The sequence below is a fragment of the Ancylobacter mangrovi genome, from assembly GCF_024752335.1.
Lineage (GTDB): Bacteria > Pseudomonadota > Alphaproteobacteria > Rhizobiales > Xanthobacteraceae > Ancylobacter > Ancylobacter mangrovi.
In genome coordinates this window covers 121,905-145,142 of the sequence record NZ_JANTHY010000011.1, presented here as the reverse complement: position 1 = coordinate 145,142, position 23,238 = coordinate 121,905, and the positions used below count along the sequence as shown (strand labels likewise).

Annotated in this window: 22 protein-coding genes; 10 read left to right on the top strand and 12 right to left on the bottom strand. The window is 69.7% G+C overall.

Translation table 11 applies throughout. The annotated features are described in order from the left end of the window. Positions 1–42: 42 nt before the first annotated feature. Positions 43–975 (top strand): LysR family transcriptional regulator, encoded by a 933-nt coding sequence (locus NVS83_RS22040; RefSeq protein WP_258734409.1) that lies wholly within the window; start codon positions 43–45, stop codon positions 973–975. Between the two features lie 36 nt (positions 976–1,011). Here NVS83_RS22040 and NVS83_RS22035 read toward each other — a convergent pair whose 3' ends face one another. Genes NVS83_RS22035 through NVS83_RS22015 form a run of 5 tightly spaced genes read right to left on the bottom strand, consistent with a single transcriptional unit; the run spans position 1,012 to position 6,383 of the window. Next, positions 1,012–1,602 carry an SRPBCC family protein gene (locus tag NVS83_RS22035; RefSeq protein ID WP_258741312.1) on the bottom strand — a complete coding sequence of 197 codons (591 nt, stop codon included), beginning with the start codon at positions 1,600–1,602 and terminating at the stop codon, positions 1,012–1,014. 39 nt (positions 1,603–1,641) lie between these two features. Next, entirely contained in the window at positions 1,642–2,628 is a 987-nt protein-coding gene (locus tag NVS83_RS22030; RefSeq protein WP_258741311.1) for an ABC transporter substrate-binding protein, read from the bottom strand. Further along, positions 2,612–5,023, bottom strand: a complete 2,412-nt coding sequence (locus NVS83_RS22025; protein WP_258741306.1) for a xanthine dehydrogenase family protein molybdopterin-binding subunit — start codon at positions 5,021–5,023, stop codon at positions 2,612–2,614. The genes NVS83_RS22030 and NVS83_RS22025 overlap by 17 nt, the downstream gene beginning before the upstream one ends. Continuing rightward, entirely contained in the window at positions 5,020–5,505 is a 486-nt protein-coding gene (locus tag NVS83_RS22020; protein WP_258741305.1) for a (2Fe-2S)-binding protein, read from the bottom strand. The genes NVS83_RS22025 and NVS83_RS22020 overlap by 4 nt, the downstream gene beginning before the upstream one ends. Further along, on the bottom strand, positions 5,505–6,383 hold the full coding sequence (locus tag NVS83_RS22015) for an FAD binding domain-containing protein (protein ID WP_258741303.1): 879 nt from the start codon (positions 6,381–6,383) through the stop codon (positions 5,505–5,507). The genes NVS83_RS22020 and NVS83_RS22015 overlap by 1 nt, the downstream gene beginning before the upstream one ends. Positions 6,384–6,898: 515 nt before the next feature. Between NVS83_RS22015 and NVS83_RS22010 the strand changes: the two genes are divergently transcribed. The 9 genes from NVS83_RS22010 (at position 6,899) to NVS83_RS21970 (ending at position 16,894) form a co-directional block, all read left to right on the top strand. Further along, entirely contained in the window at positions 6,899–7,894 is a 996-nt protein-coding gene (locus NVS83_RS22010; protein ID WP_258741302.1) for a zinc-binding dehydrogenase, read from the top strand. After that, entirely contained in the window at positions 7,891–9,435 is a 1,545-nt protein-coding gene (locus NVS83_RS22005; protein WP_258741301.1) for a class I adenylate-forming enzyme family protein, read from the top strand. Before NVS83_RS22010 ends, NVS83_RS22005 begins: the two co-directional genes overlap by 4 nt. Continuing rightward, entirely contained in the window at positions 9,432–9,872 is a 441-nt protein-coding gene (locus tag NVS83_RS22000) for a PaaI family thioesterase (protein WP_258734401.1), read from the top strand. The genes NVS83_RS22005 and NVS83_RS22000 overlap by 4 nt, the downstream gene beginning before the upstream one ends. 280 nt (positions 9,873–10,152) lie before the next feature. Further along, positions 10,153–10,677: a thiamine pyrophosphate-binding protein gene (locus NVS83_RS21995; protein ID WP_258741297.1), complete on the top strand. Its 525-nt coding sequence runs from the start codon at positions 10,153–10,155 to the stop codon at positions 10,675–10,677. Between the two features lie 14 nt (positions 10,678–10,691). Continuing rightward, complete coding sequence (locus NVS83_RS21990; protein ID WP_258741296.1) at positions 10,692–11,303, top strand: thiamine pyrophosphate-dependent enzyme; 612 nt, start codon at positions 10,692–10,694, stop codon at positions 11,301–11,303. 19 nt (positions 11,304–11,322) lie between these two features. After that, positions 11,323–12,735, top strand: a complete 1,413-nt coding sequence (locus NVS83_RS21985; RefSeq protein ID WP_258741295.1) for an aldehyde dehydrogenase family protein — start codon at positions 11,323–11,325, stop codon at positions 12,733–12,735. A 36-nt stretch (positions 12,736–12,771) separates the two neighbouring features. Next, positions 12,772–14,904, top strand: coding sequence for a hydantoinase/oxoprolinase family protein (locus NVS83_RS21980; RefSeq protein ID WP_258741294.1), 2,133 nt, complete (start codon positions 12,772–12,774; stop codon positions 14,902–14,904). Between the two features lies 1 nt (position 14,905). Continuing rightward, positions 14,906–16,525 carry a hydantoinase B/oxoprolinase family protein gene (locus NVS83_RS21975; RefSeq protein ID WP_258741293.1) on the top strand — a complete coding sequence of 540 codons (1,620 nt, stop codon included), beginning with the start codon at positions 14,906–14,908 and terminating at the stop codon, positions 16,523–16,525. Positions 16,526–16,543: 18 nt separating this feature from the next. Continuing rightward, positions 16,544–16,894, top strand: a complete 351-nt coding sequence (locus NVS83_RS21970; RefSeq protein WP_258741292.1) for a RidA family protein — start codon at positions 16,544–16,546, stop codon at positions 16,892–16,894. Positions 16,895–16,922: 28 nt separating this feature from the next. Here the strand turns inward: NVS83_RS21970 and NVS83_RS21965 are convergent, their stop codons facing one another. From NVS83_RS21965 to mdcA, 7 genes are read right to left on the bottom strand one after another with little or no spacing between them, the layout of a single operon-like run. Next, positions 16,923–17,852: an acyltransferase domain-containing protein gene (locus NVS83_RS21965; RefSeq protein WP_258741290.1), complete on the bottom strand. Its 930-nt coding sequence runs from the start codon at positions 17,850–17,852 to the stop codon at positions 16,923–16,925. After that, positions 17,843–18,739 (bottom strand): triphosphoribosyl-dephospho-CoA synthase MdcB, encoded by an 897-nt coding sequence (gene mdcB, locus NVS83_RS21960; protein ID WP_258741288.1) that lies wholly within the window; start codon positions 18,737–18,739, stop codon positions 17,843–17,845. The genes NVS83_RS21965 and mdcB overlap by 10 nt, the downstream gene beginning before the upstream one ends. Further along, a complete protein-coding gene (gene mdcG / locus NVS83_RS21955; protein ID WP_258741285.1) occupies positions 18,736–19,476 on the bottom strand; it encodes a malonate decarboxylase holo-[acyl-carrier-protein] synthase in 741 nt (246 codons plus the stop codon). The genes mdcB and mdcG overlap by 4 nt, the downstream gene beginning before the upstream one ends. A 4-nt stretch (positions 19,477–19,480) precedes the next feature. Continuing rightward, the gene (locus tag NVS83_RS21950) at positions 19,481–20,218 is read right to left on the bottom strand and encodes a biotin-independent malonate decarboxylase subunit gamma (protein WP_258741284.1); all 738 of its coding nucleotides are present in this window, start codon (positions 20,216–20,218) and stop codon (positions 19,481–19,483) included. Continuing rightward, positions 20,215–21,111 carry a biotin-independent malonate decarboxylase subunit beta gene (locus NVS83_RS21945; RefSeq protein ID WP_258741283.1) on the bottom strand — a complete coding sequence of 299 codons (897 nt, stop codon included), beginning with the start codon at positions 21,109–21,111 and terminating at the stop codon, positions 20,215–20,217. Before NVS83_RS21945 ends, NVS83_RS21950 begins: the two co-directional genes overlap by 4 nt. Continuing rightward, positions 21,108–21,428 carry a malonate decarboxylase acyl carrier protein gene (gene mdcC / locus NVS83_RS21940; protein WP_258741282.1) on the bottom strand — a complete coding sequence of 107 codons (321 nt, stop codon included), beginning with the start codon at positions 21,426–21,428 and terminating at the stop codon, positions 21,108–21,110. Before mdcC ends, NVS83_RS21945 begins: the two co-directional genes overlap by 4 nt. A gap of 11 nt (positions 21,429–21,439) precedes the next feature. Continuing rightward, the gene (mdcA, locus tag NVS83_RS21935) at positions 21,440–23,098 is read right to left on the bottom strand and encodes a malonate decarboxylase subunit alpha (RefSeq protein WP_258741281.1); all 1,659 of its coding nucleotides are present in this window, start codon (positions 23,096–23,098) and stop codon (positions 21,440–21,442) included. Between the last annotated feature and the right edge of the window lie 140 nt (positions 23,099–23,238).

The following is a 23,238-nucleotide window of genomic DNA, read 5'->3' as shown; positions in this document are numbered from 1 at the left end:
TCCGATCAGAGGCGAGAATCAGGACAGGAACCGCTTCGGCACATGGGCGCAGCCATCAAGCTTCGGCATTTGCGGTGCTTCGTCGCCGTCGCCGAAACCGGATCCTTCACTCTGGCGGCGAGCCGTCTCTTCCAGACGCAGTCATCGCTCACGGCGACGATCAAGCAGCTCGAGGAAGAGGCCGGCCTGAAGCTGTTCGACCGCACCACCCGCCGGGTCGAGCTCACCAAGGACGCCGTCTGGTTCAAGACGGTCGCCGAGCGGGTGCTGCGCGACTTCGACAATGCGCTCTCCGACCTGCAGGCGATCTCGAAGAGCCAGCGCGGCCACATCAAGATCGCCGTTGCGCCGTCGATCATGGCCCATGTGCTGGCGCCCACGCTGAGCGCGTTCCGCCGGCTCTACCCGGACGTCACCATCTCCGTCTACGACCAGGGCTCGGACAAGATCGAGCGCTCGGTGCTCGACGGCGGGGTGGATTTCGGCCTCTCCAGCCCGCTGAACAACTTCCCGGACCTCGACTACGTGCCGGTGCTGGCCGACCCGTTCGGCGTCGTGTTCCCGAAGGACCATCCGCTCGCCAAGCGGCGCGGGCGGCTGACGTGGAGCGACCTCAAGCCGTTCGACTATGTTGGCCTCACCGACGATACTGGCATCGGCGCCATCCTCGCCCGCCAGCCCGAGCTCGGGCTGCTCGACCGGGCCGAGAACCACGACCATGCCTCGAGCACGACCTCGCTCTACGCGCTGCTTCATCTCGGGGGCAAGATTTCGGTCCTGCCGCTGCTGGCCGCGCGCACGAGCCCGCTGACCGAGTTCGAGTTCCGCGAGCTGCACGAGCCGCTGCTCACCCGCGAGATCTGCCTCATCACCCGCCATCTGCGCTCGCACTCGCCGAGCACGCAGAGGATCCTCGAGATCCTGATGGCGACCATCAAGTCGTCCGAGCAGATCCACGGCGCCAAGGTGCTGTGAGCGGCGCCCGCCCGGCCGGCGCCTCCAGCCGGAGTGTCAGGCGCGCGACCAGAGGCGGCGCAGGCTTTGCCAGAGAACGGTGAGGATCAGCGAGAAGCCGTTGATGGGCTTGGCCGCCGGCGGGGCCTCCGCTGGTGCTGCCGGGGTGCCGTCCGGCGCCGTTCCGCCGGCACCCGGGGCCGCGATCAGCGCCCTCAGATTGTCGGCGAACTGGTTGCAGAGCTGCGTCGCCACGCCCTGTATCACGCCGGTGCCGCGTCCATATTGGGCGACCGGGCCGGACAGCGTCACCTCGGTGGTGATGTCGGCCCGGGTGCCGGCGCCGCTCGGGCTGAGCTCGAAGGTGACGAGCCCGCTGGCGCCGCCGCGGCCCTTCTGGTCCGCGCCCTGTCCCTTGAGCCGGGCCCGCCGCGCGGCGGCGTCGCGCTCGATGAAATGGGCGACGCCCTTGAAGGAAAGGGCGACCGGGCCGAGCCGGACCGCCACCTGTCCCTCATAGCCGCTGTCCCCGGTCTGGCCGGTGAGCGCCGCGCCGGGCATGCAGGGCGCGATGCGCGGAATGTCCATCAGCACGTTCCACGCCTCGTCGGGCGGCAGCGGGATCTCGAAGCTGTTCCTGATTTCCATGGCGGGTCTTCCCTTTCCTCCTGTCGGTCTGGCTGTGCGTCAGGTGCGGAACTTGCCGCGTTTGCGCCCCTGCGAGACCGGTAGGAAGAGCTCGTCGAGCGGAATCCGCCGGCCGATCAGGCCCTGTTCGTAGGAGTATCCGACCAGCGTCTCGAAATTGCGCCGGTTGGCGTCGCTGAGGCCGTATTCCCACGGGTCCGGCCCGAGCAGGCGCTCCTGCTCGTCCCAGGCCTCCTGGTACCAGGCGAGCGGCACCAGGCGCGGGTTGCGCATGCGCTTCATGGCGATGTTCTTGGCCTCGTCGAAGGCCTGGTAGAGGTTCGGCACCACCCAGGGATATTTCTCCACCAGCTCCTGCTTCAGCCCCAGCACATGCATGATGGGGAAGATGCCAGTGCGCTCGAAATAGACCTGCTCCTCGGCCTTGTAGTCCGGGAACAGGCGGCCGACGCGCGGGTCGCGCTGGACGATCGGGTCGATGATGTCGGGGTGCAGGACGGCGTCGAGCTCGCCCTCGGCCAGCATGGCCTCGACCGACTTGTCGTCCGGCAGGCGCGTCAGCTTCACGCCGGGCGGCGGGGTGAAGCTGATGTCCTCGTCAAGCTCGGCGAACCACTCGATCGACTGGTGCGGCACGCCGTATTCGTGCTCGAGGATGCCGCGCAGCCACAGCGTCGCGGTCACCAGATAGAACTTCACGCCCACCTTCTTGCCGATCAGGTCGGTCGGCTTGGTGATGCCCTTCGAGGTGTTGGTGAAGATGAAGCCGTGGCGGAAGCGGCGATGGGGGAACACCGGCAGCGCGCGGAACGGCATGTCGCGGTCGCGGGCGGCGATGTAGGACGAGGCCGAGCATTCGGCGACGTCGTATTCGCCGTTGCGCAGGAACCGCCAGTGCCGCGTCGCCGAATCCGCCCCAGTCAGGATGTTGAGCTCGATGCCGTCGGGCCGGACCACGCCTTCCTTGAGCGGGCGGATGATCTCGTAGTCGCCGCAGGCGAGCGTGAGCTCAAGTTTTTTGGTCATCTGGAAGATCCTTGCGTCGGGGCGGCTGCCCGGCTTGCGACTGGCGCGCTGCTTCGATCAGCCTGAACAGGGACTGGGGAGGAACGGGCGTCTGGGAGATGCGGATGCCGAACGGCGCGAGCGCGTTCTCCACCGCCGAGATCACGGCCGCGGCCGCGGGGATGGTACCGGTCTCGCCGACGCCCTTGGCGCCGATCGGGTTCTTGGGCGAGGGGGTCTCGCGGAAGATGGTCTCGAGCCGCGGCAGCTCGGTGGCGGTCACCAGCAGATATTCCTGGAAGGTGGTGGTCACCGGCTGGCAGGAATCGTCGTAGCCCATGAACTCGTAGAGCGCGTTGCCGATGCCGTGCACGATGCCGCCCTGGACCTGGCCCTCGACGATCATCGGATTGATCATCCGCCCGGAATCGTTGAGCGCGACGTAGCGGGTGATCTCGACGCTGCCGAGCGTCGGCTCGACCTCGACCTCGACCACATGGCAGGCATTGGCGTAGGCGAGCGAGTCGGTGCGCCATTGCGCGCTCGCCTCGAGGCCGGGGTCGACGCCGGCGGGGAAGGCGTAGCCGGGAGCACCGCGCAGCATGCGGGCGATCTCGCCCAGGCCGAGGCTGCGATTGCCGTCCCGGACATGGACGTGCCCCTCGCGCAGCTCGAGCTGGTCCTCATCCACCTCGAGGATCGAGCTCGCCGCCCGGATCGCCTTCTGCGCGACCGCGCGGGCCGCCAGATGAACAGAGGAGCCCGCCGTGACGAGCTGGCGGCTGGCGAAGCCGCCGAGGCCGAGCGGCGTCTTCGAAGTGTCGCCCGAGATCACGGTCACGTCCTCGGGCGGGACCGCGAGCTGGTCGGCGCAGATCTGCGCCAGCGCGGTAGCGAGGCCCTGGCCCATGGCGGCGGCGCCGGTGAAGATGCTGACCTTGCCGTTCTGGCCGACGCGCACCACGCCGCTCTCGAACGGGCCGCGGCCGGTGCCCTTGACGGCGTTGGCCATGCCGATGCCGATATAGCGCCCTTCCGCCAGCGCCCGCTTCTGGCGCTCGGGGAAGTCGTCCCAGCCGGCGGCGGCGAGCGCCTCGCGCTGCGAGGCCGGATAGTCGCCGCTGTCATACACCATCGCCGCGCCGGAGCGGGCCTTGAGCTTCTTGGTGTAGGGCATCTGCTCGGGCGGGATCAGGTTGCGCCGGCGGACCTCGGCACGGTCGAGCCCCATGCCGGCGGCGATCAGGTCCATGGTCCGCTCCATGGCGAACACGGCCTGCGGATAGCCGGCCCCGCGCACCGAGGAGACCGGCACCTTGTTGGTGTGCACCACGTGCACGTCCATGCTGTAGGCGGGCAGGATGTAGGGCCCGCTCATGGCGGTGGCGCCGTTATAGGGCAGGTTCACGGGCTTGGGCGCATAGGCGCCCTGGTCGTGGACGAGGCTGCCGCGTATGCCCAGCAGCCGGGCCTCGGCATCGACCGCGACCTCGACCGACCAGTACTGGTCGCGTTCCTGGATCGAGGAGATGAAGGTCTCGCGCCGGTCCTCGACCCATTTGAGGCTGCGCCGCAGCAGCCGCGCCGCTGCCGGCAGGGCGACCTCTTCCGGGTACAGGCAGTATTTCGGCCCGAAGCCGCCGCCGACATCCGGCGTCACGACGCGCAGCGCGTCCTGATCCAGGCCGAGCATGGTCTGCAGCATGTAGTAGAGGTCGTGCGGCATCTGGGTCGACGACCACACGCAGAGCTCGTCGCCGGGGCGGATCTCGGCGAGCACGCCGCGTCCTTCCATCGAATGGCCGCAGCCGCGATGCTGGGAGAGCACGTCGGAAAAGACGTGGGCGGCGCCGGCGAAGGCCGCCTCCACGTCGCCGAAGCCGACCTTGAAGCTGTTGAGAACGTTGCTCTTCAGCTCGGTGCGCACGAGGGGGGACTCGGGCGCCATGGCCGCGCGCGCGTCGCTGGCGACCGGGAGCGGGGTGAAATCGACCTGCACCTGCGCGGCCGCGTCCTCGGCGAGGTAGCGCGAGCGCGCGACCACCAGCACGATCGGCTCGCCGACATAGGCGACCTCGCGGTCGGCCAGCACGAAGGGCGTGCTGCTGTTCTCGCCCTTGATCGGGCTGGCACCGAGCGGCATCCGGCCCGAGGTCAGCTTCGGCATCAGGTCGGTGAGGGTGAGCACGGCGTGCACGCCGTCCATGGCGCGCGCCGCGTCCACATCGATATTCTCGATGCGGGCATGGGCGACCGGGCTGCGCACGAAGGCGCAGTGAAGCAGCTCAGGCAGCTCTATGTCGTCGAGATAGCGGCCCGCCCCGGTCAGCAGGGGCAGGTCCTCGAGCCGGGGCACGGGGCGCCCGACCGAGGGACGTGTCACGACGCGGGGTTGAGATGCGGGCGCGTCGGTCATGGCTCGCTCCCTTCCGTGCCGGCGGCCCCGGCGACGGCGAGCGTGGCGTCGACGATGCTCTGGTAGCCGGTGCAGCGGCAGATATTGCCGGAAATGGCGTCGCGGACCTCGTCCTCGCTCGGGTGCGGGGTCTCGCGCAGCAGCTCGACGAGGGTCATCAGCATGCCCGGGGTGCAGAAGCCGCATTGCAGGCCATGGGCATCGCGGAAGGCCTGCTGCAGCGGGTGCAGCGTGCCGTCCGGCGCGGCGAGCCCTTCCACCGTCTCGACGATGGCGCCGTCCGCCTGGACCGCGAGCATGAGGCAGGAACGCGCGCTCACCCCGTCGACCAGCACGGTGCAGGCGCCGCACACGCCGTGCTCGCAGCCCAGATGCGTGCCGGTCAGCCGCAGCGTGTGGCGCAGGAAATCCGCCAGCGTGGTGCGGGCTTCGGCCGCGCCGCGGAAGGGGCGGCCATTGATCAGGAGTTCGATCTCGTACATCAGGCCTGCTGGGTCCGCTCGGAAGCGCGCGCGAGCGCGGCAGTGAGGCTTCTGCGCAGCATCGTGCGCGCGACGCTGAGCCGGTAGTCGGGGCCTCCGTGGAAATCGCCGAGGATGTCGAGCCCGGCGCAGCTTTCCAGCGCCGCGGCGATCGCATCCGGTCCGCCATCGCTGCCGGTAAGCGCGGTCTCGCCCGCGCCGTGGCGCTGGGGCACCGAGCCGATGCCGCCGATGGCGATGGCGCAGCGCGTAACGATGCCCTGCCGGTCGCGCTCCACCATCACCGCCGCCGAGGCGACCGCGAAGTCGCCGTGCCGGCGGGCGAATTCGTGGAAGGCGTGGCCGTGGGCGGCGCTCCACGGGGCGAACTCGATCGCGGTGACGATCTCGTCCGGCCCGATGCCCGGCATCATGTAGCCGGTGATGAACTCGTCGACCGGGATGCACCGGACACCGGCCGGGCCGGCGGTCTCGATCCCGGCGTCGAGCAGCAGCGCCAGGGTGGGCAGCTCGGAGGCGGGATCGAGATGGCACAGGCTGCCGCCGATGGTGCCGCGGTTGCGGGTCTGGCGATGGCCGACCAGCTTCAGCGCGTCGCGGAAGATCGGCATCGCCTCGTACAGTCCCGCGTCGAGCTCGATCCGCCGCTGGCGCGTCATGGCGCCGATGCGGATGCGCTCCGGCGCGATCTCGATGCCGCTCAGCTCGAAGAGGTCGTTGATGTCGACCAGCGCGTCGGGGAAGACGTAGCGCAGATTGAGCATCGCCATCAGCGACTGGCCGCCGGCGAGCACCTTGGCGTTCTCGGTCCGGCCAAGGATGGCGATCGCCTCGTCGAGCGTGCCGGGACGGAAATAGGCGAAGGGAGGCGGCTTCATCGGCGTGTTTCGACTGCTTGGTCCGACGCCGCGCCGGCAGCATCGCTCGGCTCGGCGTCATGCGGGCGAACCCAATGACGAGGTGCGGGCCGGCACGCGGTGCCGACCTGGCGCTTAATGCGACCTACCCATTATCCATCTTACCCAAGTTCCCCGGCTTTATTTTGATTAGGCGAATTATCACGAATGCTCTTCATCACGACAAATTACTAATTCTGCTTGATTGATTGATTATGAAAATAAATAGCAGGGAGGGCGGTGAGGTGCCTATAGATGCGCCAGCGCCTGCGCATCCCGTGCGCAGCTCTGCCCTTCGCCGGGCAGTGGCGGGGCGCCCCCGAGCCCCGCTTCCGCAGGGAATAGGTCAATCCATTCAATGAATTGGCCATCGATGGCGTTCAGCCAAATATATTTCCTGAGGCGAACAATCGAAAAGATTTAATAATTTGTGGCGTGGCTCCCGACCGCTTATCGATTTCGAAAGAACGATCAGCGAGGACGGAATCCGCTCCGCCATGAATGCACCCATGAATGTCGTCGCCCTGCACGCCCATGGCGGCGTCGAGCAGCTCAGGTTCGAACAGTGGGACCGGCCGGTCCCGGGCGAGGGTCAGGCGCTCGTCGAGATCAGGGCCTGCGGCCTCAACTACATGGACGTGTTCGTCATGCACGGCATGCCGGACATGCCGACGAAGATGCCGCGGATCCCCGGCGGCGACATCGCCGGCATCGTGCGCGAGGCCGGGCCGGGCGTGGATGCGGCGTGGGTCGGCAAGCGGGTGGTGCTGTTCCCGCGCTTCCCGACCGGCGGTGTGCTGGGCGAGAACGGCAATGGCGGGCTGTGCGAGTTCATCGCCGTCGACCAGCGCCAGCTCATCGAGATCCCCGACAACGTCGGCTTCGAGGAGGCGGCCGCGCTGCCGATCGCCTACGGTACCTCGCACCGCATGCTGTTCACGCGCGGCCGGATCAAGGCTGGGGAGAAGGTGCTGATCCTCGGCGCCAGCGGCGGCGTCGGCGTCTCCTGCCTGCAGTTCGCCAAGATGGCCGGCTGCGAAGTCTTTGCCTGCACTTCCTCCGAGGAGAAGGGCCGCAAGCTGAAGGAGCTCGGCGCCGACCACATCATCAACTATGTCGAGACGCCGGAATTCTCCCGCGCCGTATGGGCAGCGAGCGGCAAGAAGGGGGTCGACGTCGCGGTCAACTTCACCGGCGGCGACACCTGGATCCAGACCCAGCGCTGCATGGCGGTGGGCGGGCGCATCCTGACGTGCGGCTCGACCGCCGGCCATCTCAGCTCCATCGACGTCCGCTTCCTGTGGCACCGCGAGACCGAGATCATCGGCAGCCGCGCCTATGTGCCGGACGACATCGTGGCCTGCCTCGAGCATGTCGCGTCCGGCCGGCTGAAGCCGGTGATGGAGACGCGGCTGCCGCTTGAGCGCGCGGCGGAGGGCGTGGCCCTGCTCGAGGAGCGGCGCATTTTCGGCAAGGTGATCGTGACCCCATGACAGGTGCCATCCCCAATCTCGGCTGCCTCGGCAGCGCGTTCCGCGACAAGGGTCATCTGGCGATCATCGACCTGCACGACCCGCAGAACCCGCGCGAGATCGACTATCCGACCTTCCACGCGGCCTGCGACGCGGTGGCGCGCGGACTGGTGCGTCGCGGCTTCCGGCCCGGCGACCGGGTCGGCGTGCTGTGCTCCAACCGCACCGAATTCCTCGAGGCGTTCTACGGCTCGATGCGCGCCGGGGTGATCCCGGTGATGATGGGCATCCTGCTGCCGCCCGATACGCTGGCCTGGATCCTCGAGGATTCGGCGATCAAGCTGGTGTTCTGCGAGGCCGGCCTCAGGGAGAAGCTTCCGGCGGGCACGCCCGTGGTGGTGGTCGATTCCGACGGCGCGGACGGGCTCGACGCGTTCAAGGACCCCGGCCCGTTCGAGCCTTTCGTGCCCGACCACGACGCGGTGGCGTTCCAGCCCTACACGTCCGGCTCGACCGGGCGGCCGAAGGGCGTGCTGCTGTCGCACCGGGCCCATAGCTGGGTGGCCGGGACGATCTCGCGCGACCGCGACTTCTCGCCGGCCGACCGGATGATCGTCGCCGCGCCGCTCTACCACAAGCACGCCATGAACTCGATCAAGTGCGTGCTGTTCGGCGGCGCCACGGTCGTGCTGATGCGCAAGTTCGAGGCGCGTCCCTATATCGAGGCGATCAACCGCTACCACACCACGGTGGTCTCGGGCGTGCCGACCATCCTGGCCATGATGCTGCAGCAGCGCGACCTGCTGGCCGGGCGCGACTACGGCTTCGTGCGGCTCGCCACCATGGGCGGCGCGCCGGCCTCGGACGAACTGATCGACCAGGTCGCCGAGCTGTTCCCGAACGCCAAGATCAACCTCATCTTCGGCATCACCGAGACCAGCGCCGCGCTGTTCGGCCGCCATCCCGAGGGCGCGCCGCGCCCGCGCCATTCGATCGGCTGGCCGATCGCGGGCAACGAGTTCCGGCTGGTGGGCGGGGAGAGCGAGGATTTCGGCACGCTGCACGTGCGCGGGCCCGGCATGATGAACGGGTATCACAACAACCCGGAGCAGATGGCCAAGCGCTTCGACGCCGAGGGCTGGTTCAACACCGGCGACATCCTGCGCCGCGACGAGGCCGGCTGGTACCATTTCGTCGGGCGCTCCGACGACATGTTCACCTCCAGCGGCCACAACATCTATCCGGCCGAGGTGGAGCTGATGCTGGAGCGCCATCCCGACATCGAGCAGGCCGTGGTGGTGCCGGCGCCGGACGAGATCAGGCACACCGTGCCCTATGCCTTCCTCGTGAGGCGGTCCGGCTCGTCGCTGACCGACGAGGAGGTCAAGCAGCACGCGCTGCGCAACGCGCCGCCCTACCAGTATCCGCGTCGGGTGACGTTCCTCGACGCGCTGCCGATGACCGGCGTCGGCAAGATCGACCGCCGCTTCCTGGAGGCGGAGGCGCGGCGGATGCGTGAAGAAGCGGGCGCCGGGGCGCGGCAGGAAGGGGCACGGTCATGAGCGTTCGCACACTCGGCAAGACGGCGGCGGACGTGCAGGCGATCGTCGACCGCAGCCCCTATCTGTCCTGGCTCGGCATCGAGGTGCTCTCGCTCGGCGACGACACGATCGAGGCGAAGGCGCGCTGGCGCCCGGAATGGGTCGCCAATCCGGGCATCGGCCAGACGCAGGGCGGCATCCACGCCGCGCTGATCGACTTCGCCGCCAATTTCGCCCTGATGAACTCGATCGGCCGCCCCGTGCTCACCATCGACCTGCGCGTCGACTACCACCGCATCGCCATCAAGGGCGACCTTGTCGCCCGGGGCCGGGTGATCCGGCTCGGCAAGCAGGTGTCGAGCTGCGAGGCGTCGATCTTCGACGAGGCCGGCCGCCTGCTCGCCAGCGGCCGCGGCAGCTTCCTGACCGCGCCGCCCGAGGAGGCGAAGCCGGGCTGAGGCGGTCTTCGGGAGACGGGACGGCGTGAGCCCTGCGGCAGGCAGAATGAGGTAATTTTATACCTTTGTCGCCTCCATTCAGCCGGTCCGAAGCGGGCATCGCCGCAGCATCCATTTATCGTCTTAAACTAATAATGGACAAAAATTCACAATTTGTGCCGACAAATGACGCCCGCTAACGTCGTTCCCGCGGTACGGGGTCCCGTCCCCGCGATGCGGGCAGTTACGTCGTCGTCGGCCGACACTGCGGTCTCTTGCGAAATCTGGAGCTGGAATAGGCATGTCTGGCGAAACGACGAATGAAACCTGGGAAGAGATTGTCGTCCGCGTCCTGAAGGCGAACGAGGTCAGTCTCGTCACCTACGTTCCCGACAATGTGCTCTCGCGCCTGATCCGGCTCATCGAGGCCGACCCGTTCTTCACCGTGGTCGCGCCGGCGCGCGAGGAGGAGGCGGTCGCCATCGTCACCGGCGCCTACATGGCCGGCAAGCGCGGCATCGCGCTGATGCAGACGAGCGGCTTCGCCACCATCGTCAACGCGCTGGCCTCGCTCGCCTGCCCGTTCCAGATCCCGCTGCTGCTGATGATCTCGGAGCGCGGGACGCTGGGCGAGTTCCAGCAGGGGCAGGCGATCGTCTGCCGCACCATGCGCCCGGTCCTGCAGAGCCTCGGCATCGAGCACTTCGCCATCCAGGAGCGGGCCCATGTCGCGTTCGTGGTCGACGGCATGGTCCGGCAGGCCTTCGCGACCCAGGCCCCGGCGGCCCTCATCCTGTCGCCGCTGCTGACCAAGCGCGCCGCGTGAAGGGGAACTGATCCATGTCGAACATCGAGCCCAACGTCACCCGTGACGGCGCCGCCCTGCTGAACCGCACCGCGCTCACGCGCCGACTGGTCGCCAAGCTGAAGTCCGAGGAAGCGGTGGTGGCCGGCATCGGCCACACCAATTTCGACCTGTGGGCGAGCGGCCAGCGACCGCAGAACTTCTACATGCTCGGCAGCATGGGCCTCGCCACGCCGATCGCGCTGGGCGTCGCCATCGCCCAGCCGCAGCGCAAGGTGTTTGCGCTCGACGGCGACGGCTCGATCCTGATGCAGCTCGGCAGCTTCGGCACCGTGGCGTCGGTGGCGCCGAAGAACCTCGCCATCATCATCTGGGACAATGGCGCCTACCACATCACCGGCGCGCAGAAGACCCTGACCTCCTCCACCGTCGACCTTGTCGAGATGGCGAAGGGGGCCGGGCTGAAGCAGGCGCAGTGGGCCGCCGACGAGGAGCATTTCGATGCGCTGGTCGGGCGCGCGCTCACGGAAGACGGGCCGTGGCTGATCGTGGCCAAGATCGACCAGACCAAGCCCGCCGGCGTCACCGAGCGCGACCCGGTGAAGATCCGCCTCAACTTCATGAACGGCCTCAAGGCCAGCGCGTGACGGACCGGTGGGTGTAGCGATGTCCAAGCTTCTCATCGGCGGCCGCTGGGTCGACGGCGTCTCGACCGACCGGCTGGTCGACAAGTTCCGCGGCGAGGTGTTCGCCGAGATGGCGGTCGCCTCGCCCGAGCAGGTCGACGAGGCGGTGGCGGGCGCGCTGGCGGCCGTCGAGGCCTCGACGCTGGCGCCCTATGAGCGCTACCGCATCCTCTCCGCCGCGGCGCGGCTGGTGGAGGAGCGCAGCGAGAGGCTGATCGCGCTGATGCGCGACGAGGCCGGCTTCACCCGCGCCGACGGCGACAACGAGGTCCGCCGCTGCGTCCAGACGCTGGAGCTCTCGGCCGAGGAGGCCAAGCGGCTGCATGGCGAGCTGGTGCCGATGGAAGCGGGCGCAGGCGTGCGCGACCGGCTGGGCTTCACCATCCGCGTGCCTCGCGGGGTGATCTGCGCCATCACTCCGTTCAACTCGCCGCTCAACGTGCTGGCGCACAAGGTGGCCCCCGCGCTCGCCGGCGGCAACGCGGTGGTGATCAAGCCTTCCAACCACACCCCGCTCTCGGCGGTCGAGCTGTGCCGCGCGCTGATTGACGCCGGGCTGCCGCCCGAACTGCTGGCGCTGCTGCACGGGCCGGGCTCGGCGATCGGCCGGCGCCTGCTCGAGGATCCGCGCATCGCCTTCTATGCCTTCACCGGCAGCACGCGGGTGGGCCGGGAGATCCAGGCCGCCGCCGGCCTGCGCGGTACGCAGCTCGAGCTCGGCAGCATTGCGAGCACCATCGTGTGCCACGACGCCGACATCGAGCGGGCGATCCCGAAGATCGTCAATGCCGGCTTCCGCAAGGCCGGGCAGGTCTGCACCTCGGTGCAGCGGCTGTTCGTCGACCGCCGCATAGCCGGGCGCTTCGTGCCGAGGCTGGTCGAGGCGGTGCAGGCCGCAAAGGCCGGCGATCCGGCCGATCCCTCGGTCGTCATCGGGCCGATGATCACCCCCGAACATGCCACGCGGGCCGCCTCCTGGGTGCGCGAGGCGGTGGCGGGTGGCGCGCGCATCCTCACCGGCGGCACGCATGAGGGCTCGGTGTTCGAGCCGACCGTCCTCGACCGCGTGGACGAGAGCATGCGCGTCGTGTGCGAGGAGATCTTCGCGCCGGTGGTGAGCGTGATCGAGTTCGACGATGTCGGCGAGGCGGTGGCACGGGCCAATGCGAGCCCGTTCGGCCTCTCGGCCGGGCTGTTCACCTCCGACATCAGCACCGCGCTCAGGACCGCCCGGCTTCTGCGCTTCGGCGGCGTGCACATCAACGAGGCGTCGAGCGCCCGGGTCGACGCGATGCCGTTCGGCGGGGTGAAGGACAGCGGCTTCGGCCGCGAGGGGCCAGCCTACGCCATCCGCGAGATGACCGAGGAACGGCTCATCACCATTGCCTACTGAGCACCGATTTCTCTCCGTTCAGAAACGACGATCGAGATGAACAAGCCTGTCGCTTTCGACAATACGTTGCGCATAGCCGTCGATATCGGCGGAACCTTCACCGACGGCGTCGCCACCCTCTCGCCGCAGGGCCGCATCTGGGTGGCAAAGTCGCCCACCACGCCGGCCGATCCGGGCGAGGCGGTGACGACGGTGATCCGCGACCTGCTGCGCCAGGTCGAGCAGTCCTATGGCAGCGCCGACGCGGCCCCCGCGCTGGCGGAGGTGGTGCACGGCACGACGCTGATCACCAACACGCTGATCGAGCGCAAGGGCGCGAAGACCGGGCTCGTCACCACCAGCGGCATGCGCGACGCGCTCGATATCGGGCGCGAGTGGCGCTACGACATCTACGATCTCGACATCGAGCTGCCCAAGCCGCTGATCGAGGCGCGCGATCGCATCGAGGTGGCCGAGCGGCTCGACTCGCGCGGCGAGGTGCTCGACCCGCTCGACGATGACAAGCTCGCCCGCATGGTCGAGGCGCTGCGCGGGCTCGAGGTCGAATCCGTTGCGGTCTCGCTGCTGCATTCCTACGTCAACACCGAGCACGAGAAGGCGATCGAGGCCCGGCTGAAGGCGGCGCTGCCGGAGCTGTCGGTGTCGCTGTCCTCCGATCTCGCGCGCGAGATCAAGGAGTTCGAGCGCACCTCGACCGTGGCGGCGAACGCCTACGTGAAGCCGCTGGTCGCGACCTACCTGCAGGAGCTCGACGCGCGCATCGCCGCGATCCGCCCGGGCATCCCGCTGCGGGTGATGGTGTCGAGCGGGGGCTTCAGCTCGGCGGAATCGGGCGCGCAGTCGCCGATCCTGCTGCTGGAGTCGGGGCCGGCGGCGGGGGTGATGTCGGCGCTCAACACCGCGCGGCAGAGCGGCATCGACAATGTGCTCGCCTTCGACATGGGCGGCACCACCGCCAAGGCCTGCGTCGCCGTGGGCGGTGACGCGCCGATCGCGCACAGCTTCGAATGCGCGCGGGTGGAGCGTTTCAAGCGCGGGTCCGGGCTGCCGATCCTGATCCCGAGCATCGAACTCATCGAGATCGGCGCCGGGGGCGGCTCGATCGCCCATTGCAACCGGCTGGGCCTGCTCAATATCGGGCCGGAATCCTCGGGCTCGGTGCCGGGGCCGGCCTGCTACGGGCGCGGCGGCACCGACCCGACGGTGACCGATGCCGACCTGCTGCTCGGCTATCTCAGCCCGGACAATTTCCTCGGCGGCGAAATGGCGCTCGACGTCGCCAATGCGACCGCCGCCATGGCGCGGCTCGCGGGCGAACTGAAGGTCAGCCCGCTGGAGGCGACCTGGGGCATCTGCAACGTCGTCAACGAGAACATGGCGAGCGCCGCGCGCATCCACATCGCCGAGAACGGCCTCGACCCGCGCGACTTCACCATGGTCGCGACCGGCGGCGCCGGGCCGGTGCACGCGGTGGAAGTGGCGCGCAAGCTGCGCATCCCGCGGGTGCTGATCCCGATCGCCGCCGGCGCCGGCTCGTGCCTCGGCATGCTGGCCGCGCCGGCGCGCATCGACCGCGCCTGGTCGAACCCGCAGCTCCTCGCCGATGTCGACTGGGCGCAGGTGGAAGAGAACCTCACCGCGCTGCGCCGGCAGAGCGAGGTCGAACTCGCTGAGGCGGGCGCGCAGGATGTCGAATGGGTGATCGGCGCGGCCATGCGCTATTACGGGCAGGGCGCCGAGATTTCGGTGTCGATCCCCTATGAAGGCGTCTCGCCGGCCACGGCGGGCGTGCTGCTCGCCGCCTTCGAGGCCGAGTATGAGCGGCTGTATGGCCGGCTCGTTCCCAACGCGGCGCCGCAGGTCATCACCTGGCGCCTGGTCGGGCGGGCGCCGAGCGAGGGCCACCATTTCGAATGGGGCGACAACCGCGTGCGCGGCGGGGACGGCGCCTCGCAGGGCGCGACCGGCCGCCGCGAGATCTACCTGCCGCTCAAGGGTGGCTTCGGCCCGGTCCCGGTCCATGACCGCTATTCGATCGAGCCGGGCCGTACGTTGCAGGGGCCGCTGATCCTGGAGGAGCGCGAGTCGACCATCGTCGTCGCCGTGGAGGCCGACGTCACCATCCGGCCGGACCTCACCGTCGCCGTGACGATCAAGGAGTTCGACTGACATGGACAACCTCGCCGCAGAACGTCCCGCGAACGCGGCCTCCGTCACGGAGGCGCGGAGCAACGGGGGCTTCGACGCGATCGAGCTCGAGATCCTCTGGAAGCGCCTCATCAGCGTGGTCGACGAGGCCTCGGCCGCCTTCGTGCGTACCTGCTTTTCGACCCTGGTGCGCGATGGCAACGACTTCGCCATCGTGCTCACCGACGCGCAGGGGCGCTCGCTGGCGCAGTCGACCATGTCGCTGCCGGGCTTCATCGGCTGCCTGCCGGCGACGGTGCGGCACTTCCTCGAAAAGTTTCCGCCCGAGACGATCAAGCCGGGCGACGTGTTCATCACCAACGATCCGTGGAAGGGCTCGGGCCACGTCCACGACGTGACGACGGCGACGCCAATCTTCCACCGGGGCGAGCTCGTCGCCTTCGCGGCGGTGGTCTCGCACCTGCCGGACATCGGCGGCAAGCTGCGCTCCAATTCGAGCCGCGAGATTTACGAGGAAGGCCTGCAGATCCCGCTCATGCGGCTCCTCGATGGCGGCAGGCCGAACGAGGTGCTGATCGAGCTCATCTCCCAGAACATCCGCGTGCCGGAGCAGGGCATGGGCGATGTCTGGGCGCAGGTCGCCGGCTGCCGGACCATGGGCGAGCGCCTCCAGGGCCTGCTCGACACGGTCGATCTCGACGCGCTCGGCGCCGAGGTGCGCGCGCGCTCGGAGAAGGCGATGCGCGACGCCATCCGCGCCATCCCGGACGGCGTCTACCGCTCGACCGTCCAGCATGACGGCTTCGACAACAAGCCGATCGTCATCCAGTGCGAGCTGACGGTGAAGGGCGACGAGATCTCGATCGACTATGCCGGCACCAGTCCGCAGCTTCCCCACGCGCTGAACGTGGTGCCGATCTACACCTTCGCCTACACGGTCTACGGGCTGAAGGCGCTGCTCTGCCCCGACATTCCCAACAACGAAGGCAGCTTCCTGCCGATCTCCACCACGGCGCCGCTCGGCTCTCTGCTGAACCCGACCTATCCGGCCGCGTCCGGCGGGCGCAGCGCGATCGGCCACCTGCTGCCGGCCGCCGTGTTCAAGGCGCTGGCGGACGTGCTGCCGGACAAGGTGTGGGCGGCGGGATCGCCGAACTCCTCGCTGACCATGTCGGGCGAGTACCGCGGCAAGCGCTTCGCGGTGGTGAACTTCCTCAATGCGGGACAGGGCGCGACGGCGCGGCGCGACGGCTTCTCGGCGCTGAGCTTCCCCGCCAATCTCGGCAATACCCCGGTCGAGATGATGGAGAACCTGGCGCCGATCCGGGTGCTGCGGCGCGAGATCCGGCGCGGCAGCGGCGGTGCCGGCCAGCATGGCGGGGGCGGGGGCATCAGCTTCGAGTTCGAGATCCTGCCCGACGCCTCGGACGTGATGACCTCGTTCCTGATGACCCAGCTCAAATCCCCCACGGCGGGCTTTGCGGGCGGCAGCTCGGGCAAGCCCGGGCGCCTCGTCATCAACGGGACGCAGGTCGATCCCACCGAGCCGCGCGTGCTCAAGGCCGGCGATCGCATCCTGATGGAGACCGCGGGTGGCGGCGGCTACGGCACGCCGGCCGGCGGACCCGCTACGCAGAATTGAACCGAAAGGCAGTCCGGCATGAACGACATGACCCGCATCGACCAGAACCATCGTCGCAGCCGTGCGATCGTGCACAACGGCATCGTCTACACCGCCGGGCAGGTGCCGGACGACATGAGCCTCGACATCGCCGGGCAGGCGCAGCAGGTGCTCGACAAGATCGACGACCTGCTGAAGGAGGCCGGCTCCGAGCGCGGTCGGATCCTCACAGCGCAGGTCTGGCTGCGCACCATGGAGGACTTCGCGGTGTTCAACGCGGTCTGGGACGCCTGGGTGGTGGCCGGCCGGACGCCGACGCGCTGCTGCGGCAAGGTCGAGATGAACAACCCGGCCTGCCGGGTGGAGATCCTCGTCACCGCCGCCGTCTGAGGCGCGGGAGGGCTCCCCGCCGGCGTGCTCAGCTCCGCGACGCCCGCTCGATCCATTTCAGGAGGCCGACGGGTGAGCGGAAATCCTCGAACGGGCGCACGGCGACCTGCGGCAGGACCTCCGCGCACAGGCGCGTCAGGCTGTGGCCGGGGCCGATCTCGATCGCGCAGCCCACGCCCCGCTCGCCGGCGAGCTCGAGGCAGTGGCGGAAGTCGAGCCGGGTGTGTAGCTGCTCGGAGAGCGCGGCCACGGCCTCGTCCTTCGCCCGTATGGTGCGCCCGTCGATCCCTGAGAGCATCAGCAGGCGCGCCGTGCGCAGCGGCGCGGCCTCCAGCTCCCCGCGGAAGGCCGGCCCGGCCGAGGCGATGAAGTGCGTGTGCGAGGCGACCCGCACCGGCAGCCTCTTCACCGTGTGCGCGCCGCGTGCGGCCAGCTCCGCCTCGATCTTGTCGAGCACGCCGGCCGCGCCGCCGAGCACCACGTGATCGCGACCGTTGACGATGGCGATGGCGAGGCCGGCCTCGTCGGCGAAGGCGGCAATGCGCGCCAGCGGGATGCCGATCACCGCCGTCATGCCCTGTTCGATGCCGCTGTCGCGGCGCGCTGCATCCATGCAGCGCACCCGCGCCTCGATCAGATCGAAGGTCGCCACCGGGTCGAGGCAGCCCGCGCAGGCCGCGGCGGCGATCTCGCCGACGCTGTAGCCGATGCAGATGTCGCCGATCTCCGTCCCGAGCACGGCGCGCACCGCGAGGCAGTGGGCGGTGAGGAGGATCTGCGCCGTGCGGTTGTCGGCATAGTCCAGCCGGTCGTCCGCGCCGCCGAGCCGCCGGAGGTCGAAGCTGAGGCGCTCGGAGGCGAGCTCCAGGACCGGGCGCGCCGGCGCCTCGTCCCGCAGGCGCTCGAACATCGCCGGGTGTTGGTTGCCCTGGCCCGGGCACAGCAGCATCACGGCCATGCGAATGTCCGCGGCGGCACGCGCCCGGTCATCGCCGCGAGGAACAGGACCGCCGCCACGAGGTCGGCCGCGCCGCCCGGGCTGAGGCGTCGGGCGACGAACGCCTCGTGCAGCGCCCGCGCCCGGCGATAGCCGTCCGCCGCCAGCATGCCGCCGCGCGCGAGGAAGTCCCGCGCCGCGCCCTGCGCAAAGGCCAGGCCGTCCGACCCGGCGCGGTGCAGCAGGTTGTTGTCCTCGAGCACGGCGATGGTGGCGTAGAAGGCCTGCAATCCCGCCCGCTCGACATCGCCGCCGCGATCGAAGACGGCATCGAAGGCGGGCAGGGCGTGGTCGCGCAGCACCGGGAACCCCGCCGCGGCCTGCTCGCGGGCGCCTGCCGCGCCATAGCGCGCGCGGACCTGCGCGCCGTGGCTCGCATCGACGCTCGGGCGCGCGGCGAGGATGTCGGGCCCCCACAGGGCGACCGCGCGGCACAGGTCGCGGCTGCGTGTCTTCGCGTTGCCCGTGGCCAGTGCGTCCTGCCGGCCGGCGGCGGCGGCAAGCAGGCCGAGCGAGAACACCGCGCCGCGATGGGTGTTGATGCCGCCGGTCGCGGCGAACATCCGCGCTTCGGCCGCCACGCCGAGGCTCTTCAGTTCGGCGAAGGGGGCGCCACGTGCGCCGGCCTCGGCCATGCGGCCGAAATAGCCTTTCAGCGCGGCGGCGCTGCGCCGGAAGGTGCCGGCGTCCATGTCGTCATGGCTGCCGGTGTCGACGAAACTCACCAGCCCGGCCTTGGGATAGAGCCGGACCTCCATCTCCAGCGCCCAGACGGCGCAGCGGTCGATCCCGGCTGCCGCCTCCTCAAGCGGGCTCGGCAGGGCGGACGCAGGAAGAGCGCCCGTCATGCCGGGACGCCCGGCTGCAATTCGCGCAGCGCTGCCGCGCGCGGGACCAGCGACAGGCCGTCGAGCTCGCGCACCAGCACCTGCGGGGCGTTCGAGAGCAGTTCGCGCCAGGCGACCGCGCGGTCCGGCGCCAGCCGGATCTCGCCGTCGAGGCGCGGGCGGTCGGCCCATGCCGCCTCTCCCAGCACGGCGAGCAGGCGACGGAGGTTGAGCCTCGCGCCGGGCTCGATCAGCAGGTCGATGTCGGAGGCGGGGTGCAGATAGCCTTCTCCGGTCAGATATTGCCAGCCGAGCGACCCGTAGACGCGCACCGTGGCGCCGCAGGAGGCGAGGTCGCGGGCGAGGTCGCGCAGGAGCGCGCGCCAGCCGGAGAAGGCGGACGGGCCGGCCTCTGCGAGAAGCGGCATGCGGCCGCGCCGGACGATCATGGCGTCGGGAACGCGCAGGCCGATGCGGCGCCGGTCGAGCCGGGTCGGCAGCGGCAGGCCGAGGGCGATCCATCCCGAGCCGGCGGGCGCGGGGCTTTGCTCGTCGCGCCGGACCACCAGCGGACGATTGGTCCGAATCCACGCCGCCGCCAGCGCACGATCCTCCACGCGCCCGGCCTCGATCGCGTCCGGATAGGCGGGATCGAGCCAGACGAGATCGTGGCGGGCGAAGGACGGCGTCCCGGGCGACGCTCCCCGGAAGGGGTGCGCCCGCGCCTCGCCGATCCACGCGCCGTGGTCGGGCCGCATCGGCTCACACTCCGGCACGCACCTGGGCGGCGATGTCGCGGGCGAGGGTGCGGCCTCCCCGCTCGAGCCCGAGCTCGCGGCGCGTGTCGCGCTCGCCCGGCATCTCGGCCAGCGCCTCGCGCAGATGCGCGGAGAGGTCGCCCGACCAGATGCCCCGCAGCGCGCCGACGCGGATGAAGTTGGCGACGCCGGGGCCGAGCACCGGCGAGGTGGCGCACAGCTCGGTCAGCCGGTCGAGCGGCACCTTGGTGACGCGGGACATCGCGTTCAGTGCCATCACCCGCACCTCAGCCTCGGGCATGGCGTAGCAGGCGTCGGTCGCCATACCCAGCGCCATGAAGCCCGCGCTCACGGCGAGCTCGTTGACGAGGCCGATCACGCGGTGGCCGCGCCGGCGGGCGAGGTAGAGGCACGTGCTCAGATGGGCGAGATAGCCATTGTTGCCCATCAGCTCGTCCCAGCGCCCGAGCCGGTGGCCGCTATTGTCGACGACGATCAGGATCGGCCGGGCCGGGGCCTCGCGCATGACGTCCAGCACATTGCGGGCCATGGCGAGGGCGAGGTCGGCGCCGATCTGCGCGCGCTCGGCGGTGGCGAGGATGGCGACGGCCTGCCCGTCGAGCGTGCCGGTGCCGGTCACCAGCGGACCGATGCGGGAGACGCTCGCCTCGTCGAACAGCGCATCGATGAGCCGTTCGGTCGAGGAGATCGGCGGCGCGGAAAGGGCGGCATCGGCGTTCATGCTCGGGCTCCTTCGAGGGTGGCGACCAGCCGGTTGAACTCGTCGGCCTCGATCTCGGAGACACGGTCGGGGTCGTTCACGCCGAGCGCCGCCCAGATCTCGCGGGCGTCGCTGACGCCCTCGAAGCGGGCGATGCGCTCGGCAAGGCGCGCATGTTCGGCTTCGAGCTCGTCGAGATCGAGCGGGCGGGACCTGCCGAGCGATTCCGACACCGCGCCGCGGAACGCCTCCATGTCGTCGGCGACCAGCGCGTCGATCTCGCCGATCAGCCGGCGGTGCTTGGCGCCCATGGTGCGCCAGACCAGCGCGCGGTCCTGCGCGTCGAACTCCTCGACGCCCTCGACCGCCTCGATCACTTCCGGGCCGGACACCGACAGGCGCCCTTCCTCGCTGGCGACGATGCGGTCGCAGGAGCGGGCGATGATCGAGGTGCCGCCATAGCAGCCGTTGCGCCCGCCGATCACCGTCACGACGGGAATGCCGGCGGCGCGGGCGTCGAACACCGCGCGCTGGATCTCGCCGACCGCGATCAGCCCGGCATTGGCCTCGTGCAGGCGCACGCCGCCGCTGTCGAGCAGCAGCACCACCGCGTCGGGGCGCGTGTCGAGCGCGCGTTCGATCAGGCCGGTGATCTTGGCGCCGTGCACCTCGCCGACCGCCCCGCCCATGAACGCGCCTTCCTGCGCGGCGATGAGCACCGGGCGGCCGTCGATGGCGCCTCCGCCGACGACCACCCCGTCGTCGAAGGCGACCGGCATGCCGAGGGTGGGCAGATGCGGGCTGGTGTGCCGCTGCGCTGGGCCGCAGAACTCGCGGAATGTGCCGGCGTCGAGCAGGGCGCGGATGCGGGCGCGGGCTCCGGCTTCCTGAAAGGAGTGACGGGCGGGGATCATCGCTCGCCCTCCTCGAGCCCGGCCCAGGCCTGGTCGAGCCGCAGCACCACCACCGCCGGGGTCGCGCCGCCGTCATTGATGGACAGCCGGATGTTGGCGAGGCCGCGCCGGTCGACGAAGTCGGCGAGCACCTGCTGCCAGGTGTCGCCGAAGCCGTGGATCGATGTGTCGACCACCGCGAGGCAGCCGCCGCCGAGATCGACGCGCTCGATCATCACCTCGAGATTGCCCGAGCCGACCACGCCGACCAGCGCCTCGCCGGTTTCGGCGAAAGGCGTGCCGGGCCGGCCGGCGAAACGAAATTCCAGACGCTCCATGCCGCGTCCTCCTACCAGTTCCTGAAGCGCGCCGGCGGCGCATAGAGACCGTCGGACCAGCGCACCAGGTCCTTGATCGAGCGGGCGGCGAGCAGGTCGCGGCTGGCGAGCCGCTTGTCGACGCCGATATCTTCCGGATAGACCACCGCGCCCCGCGCGCGCAGCATCTCCACCATCTGCCGGTCGCGCTTGCGGCCGACCTCGGTGTAGCCGGCCACGGCGCGGATCGCCTGCGCCCGCTCGGCGAGGCTGTCGCAGAGCAGCAGGTTGGCGATGCCTTCCTCGGTGACGATGTGGGTGAGGTCGTCGCCATAAACCATCACCGGGGGCAGGGGCATGCTGAACGTGTCCATCAGGTCCCAGGCGTCGAGCCGCTCGACGAAGGTCGGCGACAGCCCTTCCTTGAAGGTCTCGACCATCTGCACCACCAGTTTGCGCCCGCGCGGCATGCCCTGGCGATGCGCCTCGCGCCCGGCGGCGAGCCAGGCCGGGCTGCCGTGGCGGCGTCCGCGCGATTCCGAGCCGAAATTGGGCGCGCCGCCGAAGCCGGTGATGCGCGCATGGGTGGCGGTGGAGGAGTTGCCCTCCAGGTCGATCTGCAGCGTCGAGCCGATGAACAGGTCGGCATAGTGGCCGGCGAGCTGGCAGTAGACGCGGTTGGAGCGCATCGTGCCGTCGCGGCCGATGAAGAACACGTCCGAGCGCTCGGAGACGTAGCGCTCCATGCCGAGCTCCGAGCCGGCGCAGTGGATGGCGTCGATGAAGCCGGATTCGATGGCCGGGATCAGGGTCGGGCAGGGATTGACCGACATGTAGCGGCAGATCTTGCCGCGCAGGCCCAGCTCCTCGGCATAGGTCGGCAGGATCAGCTCGATCGCCGCCGTGTCGAAGCCGATGCCGTGATTGAGCCGGGTAACGCCGTATTTCTCATAGATGCCGCGGATCACCATCATCGCCATCAGCACCTGGATGTCGGTGATGGCGGCGGGGTCGCGGGTGAAGATCGGCTCGATGTAGTGCGGCTTCGGCGCCTCGACGACGTAGTTCACCCAGTCGCCCGGCACGTCGACCCGCGGCACCTTGTCCACGATGCGGTTGACCTGGGCGATCAGCACGCCGGACCGGAACGCCGTCGCCTCGACGATGGCCGGCGTGTCCTCGGTGTTGGGGCCGGTATAGAGATTGCCGTCGCGGTCCGCCGCCTCCGCCGCGATCAGGCTGACGCGCGGAGTGAGGTCGGTGAAGTAGCGGCCGTAGAGCTCCAGATAGGTATGGATCGCGCCGACCTCGACCTTGCCGGCGGCCACGAGCTGGGCGAGCCGCAGCCCTTGCGGGCCGGCGTAGCAGAAGTCGAGGCGCCGGGCGATGCCGCTCTCGAAGATGTCGAGATGGGGCGCGAGCGCGATGTTGGACTGCACGACGTGCAGATCGTGCACCCGTTCGGGCGCCACCTCGGCCAGCGCCCGGGCGAGGAAGTCCGCGTGCTTCTGGTTGTTGCCCTCGATGCAGATCCGGTCGCCGGGCTCGATCACCGCCTCGAGAAGCGCGGTCGTCCGGTCGGCCGGGACCACCTTGCCGCCGACGAGGGCGTGCCCGCGGGCGATACGGGCCTCATAGTTGCGCGCGAGGCTGTTCCAGCCCCCGCGGGCGGGATGGGTAGACGCGTCCATCGGGCCCGGACCTCAGCGAGCAAGGTGCCGCAACGGCATCGCCGCGCCGCCGGGAAGGTCGCACACAGCGCCGCCAATTTCTCTGTCCATCGTGCTTCCTCCTGATATGTTTTTTGCATGGCAACGGCACATGAGCCGCC

What these genes read in the sequence shown, in the direction of transcription:
- NVS83_RS22010 (WP_258741302.1), top strand. Translation starts at nt 6,899, where the DNA reads ATGAATGCACCCATGAATGTCGTCGCCCTGCACGCCCATGGCGGCGTC.
- NVS83_RS21965 (WP_258741290.1), bottom strand. Translation starts at nt 17,852, where the DNA reads ATGGCCGTGATGCTGCTGTGCCCGGGCCAGGGCAACCAACACCCGGCG.
- NVS83_RS22030 (WP_258741311.1), bottom strand. Translation starts at nt 2,628, where the DNA reads ATGACCAAAAAACTTGAGCTCACGCTCGCCTGCGGCGACTACGAGATC.
- NVS83_RS21990 (WP_258741296.1), top strand. Translation starts at nt 10,692, where the DNA reads ATGTCGAACATCGAGCCCAACGTCACCCGTGACGGCGCCGCCCTGCTG.
- NVS83_RS21975 (WP_258741293.1), top strand. Translation starts at nt 14,906, where the DNA reads ATGGACAACCTCGCCGCAGAACGTCCCGCGAACGCGGCCTCCGTCACG.
- mdcB (WP_258741288.1), bottom strand. Translation starts at nt 18,739, where the DNA reads ATGACGGGCGCTCTTCCTGCGTCCGCCCTGCCGAGCCCGCTTGAGGAG.
- mdcA (WP_258741281.1), bottom strand. Translation starts at nt 23,098, where the DNA reads ATGGACGCGTCTACCCATCCCGCCCGCGGGGGCTGGAACAGCCTCGCG.
- NVS83_RS21950 (WP_258741284.1), bottom strand. Translation starts at nt 20,218, where the DNA reads ATGAACGCCGATGCCGCCCTTTCCGCGCCGCCGATCTCCTCGACCGAA.
- NVS83_RS21945 (WP_258741283.1), bottom strand. Translation starts at nt 21,111, where the DNA reads ATGATCCCCGCCCGTCACTCCTTTCAGGAAGCCGGAGCCCGCGCCCGC.
- mdcG (WP_258741285.1), bottom strand. Translation starts at nt 19,476, where the DNA reads ATGCGGCCCGACCACGGCGCGTGGATCGGCGAGGCGCGGGCGCACCCC.
- NVS83_RS22035 (WP_258741312.1), bottom strand. Translation starts at nt 1,602, where the DNA reads ATGGAAATCAGGAACAGCTTCGAGATCCCGCTGCCGCCCGACGAGGCG.
- NVS83_RS22015 (WP_258741303.1), bottom strand. Translation starts at nt 6,383, where the DNA reads ATGAAGCCGCCTCCCTTCGCCTATTTCCGTCCCGGCACGCTCGACGAG.
- NVS83_RS21970 (WP_258741292.1), top strand. Translation starts at nt 16,544, where the DNA reads ATGAACGACATGACCCGCATCGACCAGAACCATCGTCGCAGCCGTGCG.
- NVS83_RS21980 (WP_258741294.1), top strand. Translation starts at nt 12,772, where the DNA reads ATGAACAAGCCTGTCGCTTTCGACAATACGTTGCGCATAGCCGTCGAT.
- NVS83_RS21985 (WP_258741295.1), top strand. Translation starts at nt 11,323, where the DNA reads ATGTCCAAGCTTCTCATCGGCGGCCGCTGGGTCGACGGCGTCTCGACC.
- mdcC (WP_258741282.1), bottom strand. Translation starts at nt 21,428, where the DNA reads ATGGAGCGTCTGGAATTTCGTTTCGCCGGCCGGCCCGGCACGCCTTTC.
- NVS83_RS22040 (WP_258734409.1), top strand. Translation starts at nt 43, where the DNA reads ATGGGCGCAGCCATCAAGCTTCGGCATTTGCGGTGCTTCGTCGCCGTC.
- NVS83_RS22020 (WP_258741305.1), bottom strand. Translation starts at nt 5,505, where the DNA reads ATGTACGAGATCGAACTCCTGATCAATGGCCGCCCCTTCCGCGGCGCG.
- NVS83_RS21995 (WP_258741297.1), top strand. Translation starts at nt 10,153, where the DNA reads ATGTCTGGCGAAACGACGAATGAAACCTGGGAAGAGATTGTCGTCCGC.
- NVS83_RS22025 (WP_258741306.1), bottom strand. Translation starts at nt 5,023, where the DNA reads ATGACCGACGCGCCCGCATCTCAACCCCGCGTCGTGACACGTCCCTCG.
- NVS83_RS22005 (WP_258741301.1), top strand. Translation starts at nt 7,891, where the DNA reads ATGACAGGTGCCATCCCCAATCTCGGCTGCCTCGGCAGCGCGTTCCGC.
- NVS83_RS22000 (WP_258734401.1), top strand. Translation starts at nt 9,432, where the DNA reads ATGAGCGTTCGCACACTCGGCAAGACGGCGGCGGACGTGCAGGCGATC.